Source organism: Dyella mobilis (assembly GCF_016904945.1).
Lineage (GTDB): Bacteria > Pseudomonadota > Gammaproteobacteria > Xanthomonadales > Rhodanobacteraceae > Dyella_B > Dyella_B mobilis.
The window spans coordinates 235,904-253,902 of the sequence record NZ_JADIKF010000035.1 but is presented as its reverse complement, the minus strand read 5'-3'; the positions used below and the strand labels follow the sequence as shown (position 1 = coordinate 253,902).

Sequence of the window (17,999 nt, the reverse complement as noted above, 5' to 3'; positions counted from 1 at the left end):
CGACCTCGGCGGCACGTTCAATCTGAGCGGCGGCACCACGCAGGTGGTGGACACGAGCGGCTTGACCCTGGGCACGGTGACAACCGGAAACCTGACGGTCAGCAGCGGCGGCGCCCTGGATCTGGGCGAAGGCACGGTGACGGGAACGCTCACTGCCGCTGGTAATGGCGCGATCTCGCAAGCCAGCGGCAACGGCTCGGGATTGACCGTCACGCAGGCGGCGAGCTTCACGCAGAACGCCAACGGCGCCGACGTGCTGCTCGGCAACGCGAACAATTTGTTCAGCGGTGCGGTGAGTTTCAATGAAGCCCCGAGCGTGCAGATCGGCAACCTATCGCTGACCAATACCTACGCCAGCACCACCGCGCAAACCGTCAGCCTGCCGAGCAGCTTGAGCGGCAGCCTTACGCTGGATTACTCGGCAGCGCCGTTAGCGATATCGGCCAGCAGCGTGGGCGGCACGCTGAGCGTCACCGGTACCAGTATTGCGCTCAACGGCAACGAAAGCAGCGTTGGCTCGCAGACCTATGACGGTGCGGTGGAGTTTGGCGCGGGAGCTACCGCTCTGAGCGCGACCGGCGCGGGCAGCAATATTACGTTCGACGATACCGTCGGTTCTCTTCAGGCATTGAGCCTTTCCGCGAAGGGAGCCGTGACGTTTGATGGCCTGGCTACACTCGCCGGCCTCACCAGCACCAGCGGCACATTCAACGCCGGCGGATTGAATATCGGTACTGGCGGGTTGTCGGTGACGACGACGAGCGGTGCGATCAGTCAGTCGCAGAATGGTGCGTTCGTCGTAGCCGGCACCAGCTCGTTCAACGCGGGTGGCCAGGCCATTACGCTTACTGACAGCGGTAATCAATTCACCGGTGTCGTGACGCTTACCGGGGGTACGACGCAGATCAGCCAGGGTGCGGCAACGCCGCTGATTCTCGGCAACCTGCAGACGGGCGCGCTTACGGCGACCAGTCAGAACGCATTGATCCTGGGCAGTGGCGTGATCGGCGGCAATCTCGTTGCCACTGGCGGCGGGCAAATCAGCCAGACTGGTGCCTTGTCCGTAAGCGGCACCAGCACGATCAATGCAGGCAATGCGGCGATTGCCCTGAGCAATGCCGGAAATGTTTTCTCCGGAACGGTAAGCCTGACCGGCGGCGCCACGCAGATCGCCGACAATGCACCGTTGAGCTTCGGCAGCGTCAACGTAGGCGCACTTATTGCCACGAGCAACGGAGCGATTACCGAAGGCAGCGGCAGCAATGCCGGCATGATCGTCAACGGTACGGCGAGCTTCACGCAGAACGACACTAGCCATGGCACCGGCGAAGACATTCTGCTCGGTAACGCCAACAACAAATTCAGCGGCAACGAGACCTTTGCCGCGGGTTCGGGTGCCGGTGCGCAAATCAACAACCTGACTTTCGTCAACGGCAGCACTACGCCGGGGGCGGTGATTTTGCCGACCACGGTGGCAGGCAACCTGACCCTGGACTACAGCGCTGCCCCGATCGCTGTCACGGGAACCAACGTGGGCGGCGCCTTGGCCATCACCGGCAAGGGCATCACGCTCGATGGCAGCGAGACTTCGGTCGGGGCGCAGACATACGACGGAGCGGTAACGCTCGGTACGAACACCACGTTGCAGAGCACTGGCAACGGTGCCATCGAGCTCACCCAGAGTGTCAGCGGACCGCATGCGCTGGTCATTAGTACGGGCGGCACGGCAAGTATCGGCGGCGCAACCTCGCTGACCGGACTTAGCAGCACCAGCAGCACGTTCAGCGCCAACGCGCTGAACATCGGCGCCGGCGGTTTGTCGGTCACCACCACGGGCGGTTCGATCACCCAGAGCGGCGCCTTCGTCGTGACTGGCGCGAGTGCGTTCAACGCGGGCAGCAACGCCATCACGCTTACCGACCCCGGCAACAATTTTGCCGGTGCCGTGGCGCTGACCGGCGGCACCACGCAGATCAGCCAGGGATCCGCATTGACCCTGGGTGCGTTGCATACCGGCGCGCTTACGGTAACCAGCCAAGGCAACCTGGTGCTGGGTAGCGGTGCGATCGGCGGTGACCTGGCGGCGACCAGCAACGGTGGCGCGATCAGCCAGACGGGTGCGCTGTCGGTGAGCGGCAACAGCAGCGTCAATGCGGGCAACGCGGCGATCAATCTTGCCAATGGCGGCAACGTGTTTGGCGGCTCAGTGTCTCTCGTGGGCGGCGCCACGCAAATTGCTGATGCGTCCGCATTGAACCTGGGAAGCTTGAACACCGGAGACCTGACGGCTTCCAGCAACGGCAGCCTCAACCTGGGTAGCGGCAACGTCAGCGGCAACCTGGTCGCCACCAGCAACGGCGGTGCAATCGGTCAGACGGATGCGTTGTCGGTGGCCGGAACCGCCACGCTCAACGCCGGCAACGGTGCAATATCGCTGACCAATAACGGCAATGCTTTCACCGGAACGGTAACGGCCACCGGTGCAGGCGTGTCGCTGAATGATGCGGGCGATCTCACCGTTGCATCGCTCACCGACAACGGCAATGGCGCCGTCAGCCTGAATGCCACGGGCATGCTGACCACCTACGGCATCAATGCGGGCAGCGGCGACATTTCGCTGGCTTCCAACGGAAGTACGCTGACGACCGGTGGCGCGCTGAGCGGAGGCAATGTTTCGCTGACGGGCTTGAACGGCATTACGTCGCAAAACAGCATTGCGGCCAGCGGCACATTGACCATGAGCAGTGCCCAGGGCGGCATCAGCAGCTCGGGGAGCATCAGTGCAGGCACCTTGACGGGGTCGTCGGCTGGCGCCGTGGCGCTCAATGCCAATAATGCAATCGGTGCCTTGGGTACGTTTAGCGCGAGCGGTTTCAGCCTGACCAATGGCCAGAGCCTGACGGTCGCCGGACCGCTGACCGGCGGCGCAAGCACGGCGTTGACTGTGACCAGCGGCGATCTCGCGCTCGACAGTGCCGTCAGTGGCACCAATACGGCGCTGTCTGCATCGGGGGTGATCACCGAAGGCGGAAACGGCAGCATCACCGCAAGCATCCTGGGTGGCAGCGCCGGCGGTGCAGTCACGTTGAATGGCACCAACCAGATCGGCACGCTCGGTAATTTCAGTGCTGCCAGTTTCAACCTGGTCGACGGGCAAGCGCTTGCAGTGAGCGGTGCCGTCAATGGTGGCTCCGCCGCGTCCATCACCAGCACGGGTGGCGGACTCACCATCAACGGCTCGGTGGCTGGCACCACCACCACCTTGAATGCTGCGGGCGCGATCAGCGAAAACGGCGGCAGTATCGTGGCGGGCTCGCTTTCCGGCAGCGCCAACGGTGCCGCCACACTCAATGGCCACAACCAGGTCGGTACGCTGCAGGGCTTTGCCGCCAACGGCTTCAACTTCACCGACGGGCAGTCGCTGACGGTCAACGGGACGGTCAATGGCAACAGCACGACTACGCTGACCACCACCGCCGGCAACATCAATATCAACGGTGCGCTGGACGGAAGCACGGTTGCGCTGTATTCGGCCGGCGCGATCGGCGAGGGCGGCGACGGAATCAATGCCAACACCTTGACCGGCAGCTCCGCTGGCGCAACGAATCTCACTGGCATCAACCAGATCGATACGCTGGGCAGCTTCACTGCCAACGGCTTCAGCCTGGTGAACGCGCGGACCCTGGCCATCAATGGCCCGGTCAATGGCGGCAGCAGTCTTGCGTTGACCACCAGCAACGGCGACATGGCCATCAACGGTACCGTCAGCGGTTCGGCCACCAGCCTGAACAGTGCCGGCACGCTTAGCGAAGGTTCCGCCGGTTCCATTGCGGCGGGTTCGTTGAGCGGTAGTGCAGGCGGCGGCACCACGCTCACCGGCCAGAACAAGGTCGGTACGCTCGGTGACTTCCGCTCACTACTAGGCTTCAGCTTTGCCGACGCCCAGTCGTTGACCTTGAGTGCGCTCAACGGCAGCAATTACACCGTGAATGCGGGTACTTCGCCGGTATCGCTCGCCGTAACCGGTGACTTGTTCCAGACTGACCACAACTGGCTGTATGACGGCACAGGTACCTGGTCGGCTACCGGATCGATTGGTACGGCCACCAATCCCATCTACGTGCTCGGCCTCACCACCCAGTACATCGGGCTGTTGGGCGATCCGCCGGCCTATTTCTACGCGGTCGGTCCGCTCGGGAATATCCTGCCGATCATCGGCGACGGCGTGAACGTGCCGACGTCGCTGGTTTCCAGCCGCGCGCAGAACGTGAACAACCACCTGGACGCCTATATCGACGCCAGCGTGATCACGGCCAACTACCGTTCGTTCGGTATCGTGGCGCCGGGCATTCTGCTGCCGACGGACCAGCAGAAGTGCGAGGCGCAAGGCAACTCGGATTGCTCGGATGAGTGACCCAAAGCGGAGGACGGATGCGTAAAGCCTGTTGCGTCTTTGCATTGTGTGGCGGCCTGTTGGCTTCGGGAGCAGCAGGCCGCGCAACCGCGCAGATCGCGCCACGCCTGACCGGCGAGGCGGTAATCGCACGGTTGATGACTGCGCAGCAGGATCTGGCGGCACGCGCAGCGTCGTTGCACGACGACAGCCTCGATGCGGCCAGCAAGCAATTGGGCTCGATGGCCGACGCCTTGCGCAAATCGCTCGGCGACAAGGCCAGCCAGCCGGCCGACCTGATGGATGACAGCAGGCACGTTGCGGTGATGCGTGCAGATGCGGCTGTGCAGCGCACGCGCACGTATCTGGATACGGCGAAGGATTGTCCCGGCAGCGATGCCAAGGCGATGGCGAGCGGATTGGCGGCCAATATCGATCGGCTGGCCAAGGCATCGGGCTCGTCCAAGGCGACACCGGTCGTCAGTGGCGTGGAGTCGATGGACCATCGTCCGGTGTTCGCACTGCATCCGGGCAATACCCCGATTGCGCTGGCGTTGATCGGCACCGATCTGGCGGATCCGCAATGCCCCGATCCGCAAGTCAGCGCCATCGACGAGAAAGGCAAGCTGCTCAATGTGCAGCCGGTGGTTACCGGGGCACTGCCGACGCGCATCGAGTTGAAGCTGCCGGATGGGGCAGGGAGCGAGTCGGGCGTGTTCGTGTTGCGCGTGGTAGCCAAGCACAAGGCTTTCCTGCGCGGCTGCACGGCCCAGCCCGAAGCACTGACGGCATTGCAGGTGGCACCGTCGCTGCGCGTTGCGGTCAGCTACAACTTGCAGGCGGTCTGCAACGGTGCGCACGTTCCCGTCGGTTCCGGCAACCTGCCGGACATCGTGGCGTACGGGACCACCTCCACGCAGCAAGTGGCAGCTGGCGGGTGTGCCGATCCCTCGCGTTACGCCATCGGCGCCAAGGTCGTGTTCGGTGACGGTACCAGTTCATCGGTAGGACCGATCGAACAGAGTGCCGTCGCGGACATCACGATGGGGCTTCCGGCCGGACTGACCATGAGCTGGAGTCCATCCACGCGCACGGTTGTCGTGCGTTCGACGGCCAACGTCTGCAAGGGCGTTTACTAGGGCCTGTTAGCACTATTTTCGTAGCCCGCGTTGTCGTTGAGTGGCCGTCAGGTGGTAGTGCGTGGCACTGACTTGGCTGGCTGCCAAGCCGGTGCCGCGCGCTGCCGCATGGCGGCCACTCAACGGCAACCCGAAGGGCCGGGTCTGTTTGCCCGCCATCCTGCCTCATCGCTCGGTCGTGTACGGACGTACACTCCCTCACTCTTCCTTGGCTGGCGCGCAAACAGCTCCCGGCGCGGGCCACGAAAATAGTGTTAACAGGCCCTAGGGCCTGTTAACACTTGCTCGGCACCCGCACGTGCCGGAGCAGGCGACAGCCTGACGGGCTGTCGCCTTGGTGCCGTGCTTATTCTGAAAGGCCCGAAATCACCTGCAGTTCGCTCATGCCGCCCGGGGCAAGATCCTTCATCAGATCCGCAAAGCTCAAGCCGACCAGGCGTTGTGCGCGGCGCAGCAGCAACGGCACGGGGCTGGAAGGCTCGTAGCGGGCGTAGTAGTCGCACAGTTCGTCCAGGGCCCGGGTTACGTCCTGCGGAGTTTCGATGCGGCCGCTGCGGGATTTCGTCGTACCGGAGGACTCCGACGACGTCGATTCGGATTCGCTTTCATCCATGCCTTCGTCAGCTTGCGGCAAGCGCTTGGCCAGCTGCGGCTCCAGGAATTTCTTTACTTCATAGACGTCGCTCAGCAGCGGCTTCAGATCCGGGCCGTAGGTACCGACGTGTTCGTTGAAGATGCCGTCGATGGCCTTGATGTGTTCCAGCGCGGTGTTGACCGCGGCCACGCTACCGGTCAGCTGTTCTTCCGGGCAATCCATGCAGCACGCTTCGATCTGCGTCATGCCTGAAGAGGGATCTTCGTCGTCTTCGCTGGCAGCGATCTTCAGGGTGCCGTTGGCAATGCGCAGGTCGCGCAGGCTGAATCGCCCCAGCCGCGGCGACTGCACGAACGGGGTGTTGCGAAAGATGCCCAGTGTGCCCTGCAAGTCGGTCAGCGAGGCCACCGCGTTGACGCGGGAGGTGGGGTCGTTGTCGTCCTCGGCATCCAGCTGGGGATGCACGTTGTCCCAGAATTGCTCCAGCAGGTTGCGGATCAATTGCAGGCCGTCGCTGCAACCGGACATGCCGGATGTACGTGTCCACGCATTGGTCAGGTAAACCGCTACGCGCAGGTCCTTGGAGCGGGCGAGCAACGCTTCGGCCTGGCTGGAAACCTTGTCCCATTCCGGTTCTTCGGCAGCGATGACGCTGTCGCCGACGACCCGTTCGGCCTTGGGTGCGGCCAGGCGTTCCAGCGCCGTGAAATCGGGGTCATATTCGAGGTTTTCCCCAGAGGGGGAGGCATCGTCGATGGGCGACAACAACGGCTCCAGCGCGTGAGTGGTCATAGATGTAAGACTGTCCTTGAGGTGTGGAAATCGTACCGCAATTGAGCGTCCCGCAAGCGCATCGTCCTTCGCTGCGAGAGCTTCTTCAGGGCTGCCGGCCGATGCGCCCGAGTGCTTCATCGCGATGCATGCATGAGGGTCGATGAGCCAGCACGGAATGGCGAATGCCTGGTGCAGGAAGCGCGCTCCCGCAAATGCGGCACGACGGATTTCCGGAAAGGTTTTGTTCGAACCTGCAGCGCGGCCAGGCTTCGCACGCCATGGCACCAGCATGATGCACTGCAACGGTGCAACGGCGCCGCGCTTAGCCCTGCAGCGGTGCGGAAATTATCTGGATAGCGACCCTGTCAGCGAAAAAGCTGCGAAAACAGGGGACCCTCGGCGTGGCACAAATGATGCATCGCATCATGCATCGAGGCTCGCCGATCACGCTTGCGTGACGGACGGGCCGTAGTTCCGGGCAAGTCATTGCGGTGGGATGGGACATGTCGAATAAAGCCACGCGGATCGAACTGTTTCGGCTGCGCACGCCACAGATGCGTGCGTTTCATTTGAGCTGGCTGGCCTGTTTTGCCTGCTTCCTGGCATGGTTTGCCGTTGCGCCGCTGATGCCTTTGATCAAGGACGAATTTCATCTCGATCAACGCCAGCTTGCCGACATCGGCATGGCCGCGGTGGCGGTTACGGTATTCGGGCGATTGATCGTGGGGCCGTTGTGCGATCGCTTCGGTCCGCGGCGAACCTATACGGGTTTGCTGGTGGTGGGAGCGATACCCGTATTCGGCATCGCCTTCGCCCACAGCTACGAGTCGTTCGTGTTCTTTCGCCTGGCCATTGGCATCGTTGGCGCCGGGTTCGTCATTACGCAGTACCACACCTCGGTGATGTTCGCGCCCAACGTCGTGGGCACCGCCAATGCCACCGTGGCAGGTTGGGGCAATGCCGGCGGCGGCGCCGCGCAATGGCTGGTGCCAGGATTGCTTGCGGGAATGCTCGCATTGGGCGTACGGCACGAGCTTGGCTGGCGCGTCGCCACGTGCGCGCCGGGCGTGCTGATGCTCATCGTCGCCATCTTGTATGCGCGCCACACGCAGGATTGCCCGGAGGGCGATTACCGTGTCTTGCGCGCTCGTGGCAATGCGGGCACCCACAGCAAGCGGGGCGGTTGGAAAGCGGTCGCCAGAGCGATACGCAACTACCGCGTATGGATGTTGTTCGTCGCTTACGCTGGTTGCTTCGGTATCGAGCTGTTCGTGCACGGCGTGGCGGTCAGCTATTACATCGACCGTTTTGGCATGGACCTGTTTCATGCAGGTCTCGCTGCGGGGTGCTTCGGCTTGCTGGCTTCACTGGCACGGCCGTTCGGCGGTATCGCGTCGGACCGTTTGGCGCGCAAGCGTGGACTAAGGGCGCGAAGCTGGCTGCTCGGTGCGTTCATGCTGGGCGAAGGTATCGGGCTGTTGTGGTTTTCCGGTGCGCAATCGGCCGGCATCGCCGTGACGGCAATGATCGTCTTCGGCCTTTTTACGCATCTGGCCTGTGGGGCGACCTACGCGCTGGTGCCATTCATCGACCGCCAGGCCATCGGCGGCGTCGCCGGCATCGTCGGCGCAGGCGGCAACGTGGGTGCGCTGGCCGCCGGACTCATGCTCAGAGGCACCGGCTCGGTGCCATACGTGTTCGCGTTGCTGGGATGTTTCGTCATCGCCGGCGCGCTTTGCGCGCTCGCCGTGCGGTTCAGTGCCGAGCACGTGGCACGCGAAGAACGACTTTACCGGGAGGCGTTGCTCCAAGCGGAGCCGCCGCCATCCGCCGCCTGGGCGATCGATTGAGCGAAGAGGAGCAGGACGTATGACGATCAAACTGCTGGTCATCGGCAACGGCATGGTCGGGCACAAACTGCTGGAAGAACTGGCGGCGCGGCAGCCGCCGGACCTGGAAATCACGGTGCTGTGCGAAGAAAGCAGGCCGGCCTACGATCGCGTGCATCTTTCGGAATTTTTCAGCGGCAAGCGCGCCGAGGATCTCTCCCTGGTTGCGCCCGGCTTTTTCGAGCGACCCGGCCTGCATTTGCGCTTGGCTTCGCGCGCCGCGCACATCGATCGCGCGCAAAAGCGCGTCACTACGGCCGATGGCGAGGTGATCGCTTACGACAAGCTCGTGCTGGCGACCGGCTCGCGACCGTTTGTGCCGCCGATACCTGGAAACGATCGGTCGGCCTGCCTGGTGTATCGCACGATTGACGATCTGGACGCGATGCTCCATTGGAGCGCGGGCGCACGAACCGGCGTGGTGGTGGGCGGCGGCCTGCTCGGCCTGGAGTGCGCCAAGGCATTGCGTGACCTGGGTCTGGACACGCACGTCGTGGAATTCGCGCCGCGCTTGATGGCGGTGCAGGTTGACGACGTCGGCGGACGGATGCTTCGTCGCAAGATCGAAGAGCTGGGCGTCACTGTACACACGGGAAAGGGCACGCAGGAAATCGTCGATGGCGATGGCGCGCGTCATCGCATGAAGTTTGCCGACGGCAGCCATCTGGATACCGACATCATCGTATTCTCGGCCGGCATCCGGCCGCGCGACGAACTGGCACGGCAATGCGAACTCGGCGTGGGAGAGCGCGGAGGCATCCACGTCGATCACTATTGCCGCACGCGCGATTGGGACGTCTACGCCATCGGCGAATGTGCGTATTGGGGCGGCAAGACCTACGGCCTGGTTGCGCCGGGCTACGAGATGGCACGAGTGGTGGCGGCACATCTGTGCGCGCTGCTGGAACGCAAGCAAGTTCAGTCGCTGCCGGAGTTTTCCGGAGCGGATACATCCACCAAGCTGAAGTTGATGGGCGTGGACGTGGCCAGTCTCGGTGACGCGCATGGCACCACGCCGGGCAGTCGCAGCTATCAATTCAGCGATGAGCGCCGCCAGGTGTACAAGAAGCTGGTGGTGTCCGAAGACGGCAAGCAATTGCTTGGCGGCGTGTTGATCGGGGATGCGGCGGAATACGGCACCTTGTTGCAGATGATGTTGAACGGCATCGAGCTGCCCGATGCGCCGGAGTTTCTGATCCTGCCGCCACCCGACGGCAAGTCACGCCCCTCACTGGGTGTGGATGCGCTGCCGTCGTCGGCGCAGATTTGCTCTTGCAACAATGTCTCCAAGGGCGAGTTGTGCGACGCCGTCGCCGTGGGTGCCGCATCGATCGGCGAACTCAAGACGGCCACCAAGGCAGGTACTGCCTGCGGCGGCTGCGTACCGCTGGTCACGCAGATCATGAAAACGCAAATGAAACGCCAGGGCCTGGCGGTGAACAATCATCTTTGCGAGCACTTCGCTTATTCGCGTCAGGAGCTCTATCACCTGGTACGCGTCAATCGCATCAAGCACTTTGACGATTTATTGCATCGGCACGGCCAGGGACTCGGATGCGACATCTGCAAGCCGGCCGTGGCCAGCATCCTGGCGTCGTGCTGGAACGAATTCGTGCTGCAAAAAGAGCATGCTTCGCTGCAGGACTCCAACGACTACTTTCTTGCCAACATCCAGAAAGACGGCACGTATTCGGTGGTGCCGCGCATGGCCGGCGGCGAAGTCACGCCCGATGGCTTGATCGCTGTGGGGCAGGTGGCAAAGAAATACGGCCTGTATACCAAGATCACCGGCGGGCAGCGCGTGGACATGTTTGGCGCGCGGCTGGAGCAGCTTCCGCCGATATGGGAAGAACTGATCGCAGCGGGCTTCGAATCCGGGCATGCCTACGGCAAGTCGGTACGCACGGTGAAATCCTGTGTCGGTTCCACCTGGTGCCGTTACGGGGTGCAGGATTCGGTCGGCACCGCCATCGACCTGGAAAACCGCTACAAGGGCCTGCGCTCGCCGCACAAACTCAAGTTCGCCGTTTCCGGCTGCACCCGTGAATGTGCCGAGGCGCAAAGCAAGGACGTAGGCGTGATCGCCACGGAAAAAGGCTGGAACCTGTACGTCTGCGGCAACGGCGGCATGAAGCCGCGGCACGCCGAATTGCTGGCCGGCGATCTGGATACGCCCACGTTGATCAGCTACATCGACCGCTTCCTGATGTTCTACATCCGTACCGCCGACCGCCTGCAGCGCACCAGCACCTGGCGCGACAACCTGGAAGGCGGGCTGGATTATCTCAAGGACGTGATCATCCACGACAAATTGAAACTGGCCGCCGAGCTGGAAGCGGACATGCAGCACATCGTGGACACCTACGAATGCGAGTGGAAGAGGGCGGTCGGCGACCCGTTGACGCGGCGACGCTTCAAGCACTTCGTCAACAGCAGCCAGGGCGACGGCAATCTCGCCTTTGTGCCCGAGCGCGGGCAGATACGACCCGCCACGCGCAAAGAAAAGCAGATTCCGCTTCAACTGGCAACGGAGTAAGGCCATGGACGACATAGTGACGACAAGCGGCATGCTGGCCATCTGCGATCTGGACGATATCGTGCCCGATACCGGCGTGTGCGCGCTGGTCAATGGCGACCAGGTGGCAGTGTTTCGCATCGGCGAGCGAGAGCTGTACGCCATCGACAACGTCGACCCTCACGCGGCTGCCTCGGTACTTTCGCGCGGTCTGGTCGGCAGCCTGGCTGGTCGGGTGGTGGTGGCCTCGCCGATCTACAAACAGCATTTCGACTTGCGCACCGGCGAGTGCCTGGAGGCGCCCGAGCATTCCGTGCGTGCCTGGGCGGTGAGGCTGGAAGGCAACACCGTCGTGCTGGGGCGGCCTGAACGGTGAGCACGAAGCGCCCGAAACTCGTGGTGATAGGCAACGGTATGGCCGGTATGCGTACCGTGGAGGAACTGTTGCAACTCGCGCCGGGGCTGTACGACATCACCGTGTTCGGGGCGGAACCTTACGGCAATTACAACCGCATCCTGCTCTCAATGATGCTGAGCGGCGAAAAGAGCGCCGACGAGATCATGCTGCACGCGCCGCCATGGTATGCCGAGCGCGGCATCGACCTTCACCTGGGCGATCCGGTGGTGCGCATCGATCGCCGGCGTCGGCGCGTGCATTCGAGCAAGGGTGTGGAGCGCGGCTACGACCGCCTGCTGATCGCGACCGGCTCGCGGCCGGTCGTGTTGCCGCTGCCCGGCAGCGATCTGCCCGGCGTGATCGGGTTTCGCAGCATCGACGACGTCGAGCACATGCTGCAGGCAGCGCAAACCTGCCGGCGTGCCGTCGTCATCGGCGGCGGCCTGCTCGGCATCGAGGCGGCCAACGGGCTTTCGCGCCGCGGCATGCAGGTGACGCTGGTCCATCGCTCCGACGTCTTGCTCAACCAGCAGATCGATGTGCAAGCATCCGGCATGCTCATTCGCAACCTGCAGCAGCGCGGCTTGAGTTTGCGGCTGAATACCGAAACCGCGTCGTTCTACGGCAACGGTCGCGTCGAAGGGGTTACCTTTGCCGATGGCAGCCGGATCGATGCCGACCTGGTGGTGATGGCCGTGGGCGTGCGGCCGGATGCGGCCTTGGCAAAAGCCAGCGGCTTGTATTGCGAACACGGCATCGTGGTCGACGACACTTTGCAGACCTACGATCCACACGTCTATGCCGTCGGCGAATGCGTGCAGCATCGCCGCGCCACCTTCGGCCTGGTGGCGCCGGCGTGGGAACAGGCACTCGTGTGCGCTTCGCACCTGGCCCGCTTCGGGCATCGGCGTTATCGCGCTTCGCGCACCGCAACCAAGTTGAAGGTAACCGGCATCGATCTGTATTCGGCCGGCGACTTCATCGGCGGTGCCGGCACGGAAGACCTGGTGTTGCGCGATCCGCGCCGCGGCATCTACAAGCGCCTGGTGTTGAAAGGCCGGCAAGTCGTCGGCGCCGTGTTGTACGGCGACATCGGGGATGGCGGCTGGTATTTCGATCTGATCCAGAGCGCGACCGACATTACGGCGATGCGCGACCGGCTGTTGTTCGGCAAGCACTATTGCCAACCTGCCGCCGATGCGGGAGCGGCGGCATGAGTGTCGCCACGACCTGTCCCTATTGCGGCGTGGGTTGCGGCGTGCTCGCGCGCGCGGCACCCGATGGTTCGGCGCAGGTGCGGGGTGATCCGGCGCATCCCGCGAATGCGGGCCGCCTGTGTGTGAAGGGCGCGGCGCTGGGGGAAACCGTCGATCTGCAAGGGCGCCTGCTTTATCCCGCCTTGCGCGGCGCGGACGGTGCGCTCCATCAGGTGAGCTGGGACGATGCACTGGATCGGGTGGCCGGCACATTCCGGCGCATCATCGATGCGCACGGCCCGGATGCAGTGGCCTTTTATGTGTCGGGCCAATTGCTGACCGAGGACTACTACGTCGTCAACAAGCTGGCCAAGGGTTATATCGGCACCGCCAACATCGATACCAATTCCCGACTCTGCATGTCTTCGGCCGTTGCAGGCCACAAGCGTGCGTTCGGGGAGGACGTAGTGCCCGGCTGTTACGAAGATATGGAACAAGCGGAACTGATCGTGCTGGTGGGTTCGAACGCCGCGTGGTGCCATCCGATCGTGTTCCAGCGCATCGCCAAGGCCAAAGAGCAGCAGGCGAACCGGCGCCTGGTGGTGATCGATCCGCGCCGCACTGCCACCTGCGAATCGGCGGATCTGCATCTGCCGATCAAGCCCGGTACCGACGTGTGGCTGTTCAACGGCCTGCTGGCCTTTCTGTTTCAGCAGGGCGCGATGGATGCGCGCTTTGTCGACGCTCATACCCAAGGGTTGGAACGAGCCTTGGAAGCGGCCCAGGCGCAGGCTGGCGATCCTGCCCAGGTGGCTCGCATCTGCGGCCTGCAGTTGGCGGATTTGCTCGCCTTCTATCGCTGGTTTGCATCTTGCGAACGAACGGTCAGCGTGTTCTCGCAGGGCGTAAACCAGTCCTCGAGCGGTACCGACAAGGTCAACAGCATCATCAATTGCCATTTGCTGGCCGGGCGCATTGGCAAGCCGGGCATGGGGCCGTTCTCCATCACCGGACAGCCCAATGCGATGGGCGGGCGCGAAGTGGGCGGTCTTGCCAACGTGCTGGCCGCGCATCTCGAATTGGCCGATCCGGTGCATCGCGATATCGTGCAGTCGTTCTGGGGTTCTCCGCGCGTGGCGGATCGAGCGGGGCTCAAAGCGGTCGAGCTGTTCCAGGCGATCGACGAGGGCAGGGTGAAGGCCGTGTGGATCATGGCCACCAATCCCGTCGTGAGCCTGCCCGATGCCGACCGGGTAAAAAGGGCGCTGGCGCGCTGCGAGTGCGTGGTGAGTTCCGATGTCGTATCGCACACCGACACGCAGGCTTTCGCGCACGTGCTGCTTCCCGCGCTCGCCTGGGGCGAGAAAGACGGCACCGTCACCAATTCCGAGCGCCGGTTGTCGCGCCAGCGCGCCTTTCTACCAGCCCCGGGCGAGGCGCGGGCGGATTGGCGCATCGTGTGCGAGGTTGCGCGGCGCATGGGCTTTACCCAAGGCTTTGAGTTTCGCCACGTGCACGAGATTTTCCTCGAGCACGCCCGCTTGACCGCGCACCGCAACGCGGAGCCCGGGTGCGATGACTCTCATCGGGTGCACAGGCAGCTCAATCTCGAAGGATTGGCGCATCTCGACCGCGGCGGCTACGACGCGATGACGCCCGTGCAATGGCCGGTACAGGCGAACGGCATGGGTACCTCGCGATTGTTTGCCGACGGTTGCTACGCCCACGCCGACGGCCGCGCACGTTTCGTCGCAACCGAAGCGCGCATGCCGGTGCACGCACCGGATCGCGAGTATCCGTTGGTGCTCAACACCGGCCGCATCCGCGATCAGTGGCACAGCATGACGCGCACCGGCAAGGCGCCGCGCCTGACCGGTCACCTGCCCGAGCCGTTCGTCGACATGCATCCGCACGACGCTCTGCGCTGCGGCGTACGCGAAGGCGAATTGGCGCGTGTCCGTTCGCGCTGGGGTGCCATGGTGGCGCGCGTAAAGCACGGCGGCGGCATTCTGGCCGGTTCGGTGTTCGTGCCGATCCATTGGAGCGATCAGTTCGCTTCCGATGCGCGCGTAGGCGGCGTGGTCAATCCGGTGGTGGATCCCGTCTCCGGCGAGCCCGAATTCAAGCACACGCCGGTTAGTGTGGAACCGTTTCCGGTCCGCTGGTACGGCTTTTCGCTCAGCCGCGATGCGCTGGCGGCGAACGGTCCCAGTTATTGGACATCCATCCGTGGTGAGCAATTCCGTCGCTACGAAATCGCCCATCGCGAGCCGCTGGCCGAATGCGGCCGGTGGGCGCGAGGGTGGCTGGGCGTGACCGATCCCGAAGCCGACTGGCTGGAATACGAGGATCGCAGCACGGGTGTCTATCGCGCAGCCTACCTGATCAACGACCGCATCGAGGCTTGCGTGTTTCTCGCACCGCGTCCCGATCTTCCGGCCAGGCAATGGCTGGCAAGCCTGTTCGATTGCGAGCGGCTGGACGACGTGGATCGCGCAGCGCTGCTGATCGGCGAGCCGGCCAATCCCGCGGAGTCGACCGGCCCGATGGTGTGTTCCTGCTTCGGCGTCGGGCGCCGCACGATTTGCGATGCGATTCGCGCGCAGGGACTGGATACGCCGGCAAGCATTACTGCGCTGCTGCGTGCAGGCGGCAACTGCGGATCTTGCGTGCCGGAGTTGCGCCAGTTGATTGCACAGGTACGTGCGCAAGCGAATGCCTGAAGGCTTGAAAAGGTTTGGGAACGATCGCCGGAGCGAACACGACGTGAAACTCTATCCGCTGTTTGCAGATTTGAACGGCCTGCCGGTTTTGGTGGTGGGCGGTGGCACCGTCGCCGAGCGAAAAATTGCCGCGCTGCTCGCCGCCGGTGCGCAGGTGCGCGTGGGCGCCCGCACACTCTGCAGCGCGCTTGCCGAATGGGTGGCGCAAGGACGGATCGACCATCTGGGAACGTCATTCCAGCCCGAGTGGCTCGACGATGTCTGGCTGGTGATTGCCGCCACCGACGATAGCGATCTCAATGCCCGCGTCGCAGCCATGGCGCAACGGCAGCGCATCTTTGCGAATGTGGTGGACGATGCGGCGTTGTCCCGTTTCCAGGTGCCGGCTGTGGTGGAGCGCACGCCGCTGACCATTGCCATCTCCACGGCGGGCGCTGCGCCTGCCTTGGCGCGCAGGATCCGCGAGAAGCTGGAAAGCATGCTCGATCACGCGCTGGGTGAACTGGTGGCACTGGCCCAGCGTTATCGCGCACGCATTATCGAACGGCGGCCGGACCTGGCTGCGCGCCGGGCATTTTACGATGGACTGCTCGATGGTCCGGTGATGTCGGCGTTGCGCTGCCGGCAGCCGGAGCGGGCGGAACGGCTGCTATTGGATACGTTGGCATCCGCCGAGACGGCGCCGCGAAAAGCTTCCGTGCTGCTGGTCGGGGCAGGGCCGGGCGATCCCTCGTTGCTTACGCTGCGCGCTTTGCGCGCGCTCAACCAGGCCGATGTCATCCTGCACGACCAACTGGTCAGCGATGCGGTGCTGGCGTTGGCGCGGCGCGATGCCGAACGCATCGACGTCGGCAAGCGTTGCGGCGGACGGCATACGCAGCAGGAACAGATCCACCGGCTTCTGCTGGAGCACGCGCGCGCCGGCCGTTGTGTGGTGCGGCTCAAGGGCGGCGATCCGTTCGTGTTCGGGCGTGGCGGGGAGGAAATGGAATTCCTGCAACGCCACGGTATTGTTTGTGAGATCGTGCCGGGCATGACTTCCGCTGTCGCCTGCGCGGCTTACGCCGGCATTCCGCTGACGCATCGCGATTACGCGCGATCGGTGCACCTGCTCACCGGACACGGCAAGGAATCGCCCGATGCCATGGACTGGCCGGTGCTGGCGCAGGACCACCAGACTTTGGCCGTCTATATGAGCGTATCCAGGCTCGATGAGCTTGCACGGCATTTGTTGGCTGCTGGCCGGCGTGCCGACACGCCGTTTGCCATCGTCGAAAACGGCACCTTGCCGCAGCAACGTGTCATCAGCGGAGCGCTGAGCGACTTGCCGACAAGTGCTGCGCGGCATGCCGTACGTTCTCCGGCACTTCTGATCGTGGGCGAGGTGGCCGCACTGGCGAACCGGCACGCATGGTTCGGCGAGCAGACGCGGCCTGTGCACCAAGTCGACGAATGTGTCTTGCCGGAGCTTTGCGCCGATGGCTGACGTGCTATCCGATCTCCCGCTGCAGGGGCGTCGCATTGCGCTTCCCGAGGCGCGCGAACTGGATCTGTTCGCGGCGCTGCTGCAACGTCGCGGGGCATCGGTGTGGCGGTGCCCATTGATAGATATCCGCGACGCGCCCGATCCTGCGCTCGTGCTCGAGTGGCTGCGCCGGTTTTGCAGCGGCGCCTGCGACGATCTGCTGGTCTTTACCGGAGAAGGGTTGCATCGCCTGCATGATCAGCTCGAACGATACGCGCCTACCTTGCGCGAAAGCTTTCTGGCGCAGTTGGCCAGAGTGCGTATCGTCGCGCGCGGTCCGAAGCCGGGGCGCGTATTGCGCGAATGGGGTTTGAAGCCGAGGCTGGTGGCCGATCCGGCGACCACGCCCGGCATGATCGCCTTGCTGGAAACCCTCGATCTGCGCGATCGTCGAGTAAGCGTGCAGCTCTATGGCAGCGAACCCAACGCACCGTTGATGGATTTCCTGCACGCTGCCGGTGCGCAGATATCGACGGTGGCGCCTTACGTTTACGCCGACGCGGCGGCGGATGCCGACGTGCAGGCCCTGATCCATGCGATGCACGGCGGCGAGATCGATGCCATCGCCTTTACCAGCGTGCGGCAAGTGGAGCGGCTATTCCGGCTCGCCGAAGCCGGACAGCGAGAGGTCGCATTGCCGGCAGCGCTCCGGCAAACCGTGGTGGCCGCGATTGGGCCGGTCGTGGCGGATGCATTGCGCGTATGCGGTGTGGAACCACAGGTCGTTCCGCGCGATAACTATTACTTGAAACCGCTCACCCAGGCCCTGATCGAGCGCCTCGGCCGCGCGCCTTAATTTGCCCCCTTGACGCAATGCATAGCTGAGTGGTTATATATAAATCCATAGCCAACG

General features: G+C 63.7%; 9 protein-coding genes and 1 pseudogene. 9 read left to right on the top strand and 1 reads right to left on the bottom strand.

Annotation, left to right across the window (positions count from 1 at the left end; translation table 11 throughout):
- Both ISS99_RS04975 and ISS99_RS04970 read left to right on the top strand, forming a co-directional pair.
- Nucleotides 1-4,414: pseudogene (locus ISS99_RS04975) on the top strand (S-layer family protein); the annotation flags it as partial.
- A 17-nt stretch (nt 4,415-4,431) separates the two neighbouring features.
- Nucleotides 4,432-5,532 (top strand): hypothetical protein, encoded by a 1,101-nt coding sequence (locus ISS99_RS04970; RefSeq protein WP_204630481.1) that lies wholly within the window; start codon nt 4,432-4,434, stop codon nt 5,530-5,532.
- A 346-nt stretch (nt 5,533-5,878) separates the two neighbouring features.
- On the opposite strand, the gene tssA is transcribed toward ISS99_RS04970, so the two are convergent.
- Nucleotides 5,879-6,919: a type VI secretion system protein TssA gene (gene tssA, locus ISS99_RS04965; protein WP_204630480.1), complete on the bottom strand. Its 1,041-nt coding sequence runs from the start codon at nt 6,917-6,919 to the stop codon at nt 5,879-5,881.
- 485 nt (nt 6,920-7,404) lie between these two features.
- Here tssA and ISS99_RS04960 point away from each other — a divergent pair, with 485 nt between their 5' ends.
- The 7 genes from ISS99_RS04960 to ISS99_RS04930 are packed head-to-tail and all read left to right on the top strand — an operon-like array spanning nt 7,405 to nt 17,942.
- Nucleotides 7,405-8,751 carry an MFS transporter gene (locus tag ISS99_RS04960; protein ID WP_239537663.1) on the top strand — a complete coding sequence of 449 codons (1,347 nt, stop codon included), beginning with the start codon at nt 7,405-7,407 and terminating at the stop codon, nt 8,749-8,751.
- A 19-nt stretch (nt 8,752-8,770) separates the two neighbouring features.
- Nucleotides 8,771-11,326 (top strand): nitrite reductase large subunit NirB, encoded by a 2,556-nt coding sequence (gene nirB, locus ISS99_RS04955; RefSeq protein WP_204630478.1) that lies wholly within the window; start codon nt 8,771-8,773, stop codon nt 11,324-11,326.
- A 4-nt stretch (nt 11,327-11,330) separates the two neighbouring features.
- Complete coding sequence (gene nirD / locus ISS99_RS04950) at nt 11,331-11,681, top strand: nitrite reductase small subunit NirD (protein ID WP_204630477.1); 351 nt, start codon at nt 11,331-11,333, stop codon at nt 11,679-11,681.
- Entirely contained in the window at nt 11,678-12,919 is a 1,242-nt protein-coding gene (locus ISS99_RS04945; protein WP_204630476.1) for an NAD(P)/FAD-dependent oxidoreductase, read from the top strand. The genes nirD and ISS99_RS04945 overlap by 4 nt, the downstream gene beginning before the upstream one ends.
- A complete protein-coding gene (locus tag ISS99_RS04940) occupies nt 12,916-15,621 on the top strand; it encodes a nitrate reductase (protein WP_204630475.1) in 2,706 nt (901 codons plus the stop codon). The genes ISS99_RS04945 and ISS99_RS04940 overlap by 4 nt, the downstream gene beginning before the upstream one ends.
- A 43-nt stretch (nt 15,622-15,664) precedes the next feature.
- Nucleotides 15,665-17,107 (top strand): siroheme synthase CysG, encoded by a 1,443-nt coding sequence (cysG, locus tag ISS99_RS04935; protein WP_204630474.1) that lies wholly within the window; start codon nt 15,665-15,667, stop codon nt 17,105-17,107.
- Entirely contained in the window at nt 17,100-17,942 is an 843-nt protein-coding gene (locus tag ISS99_RS04930; RefSeq protein ID WP_204630473.1) for a uroporphyrinogen-III synthase, read from the top strand. The genes cysG and ISS99_RS04930 overlap by 8 nt, the downstream gene beginning before the upstream one ends.
- Nucleotides 17,943-17,999 lie beyond the last annotated feature (57 nt).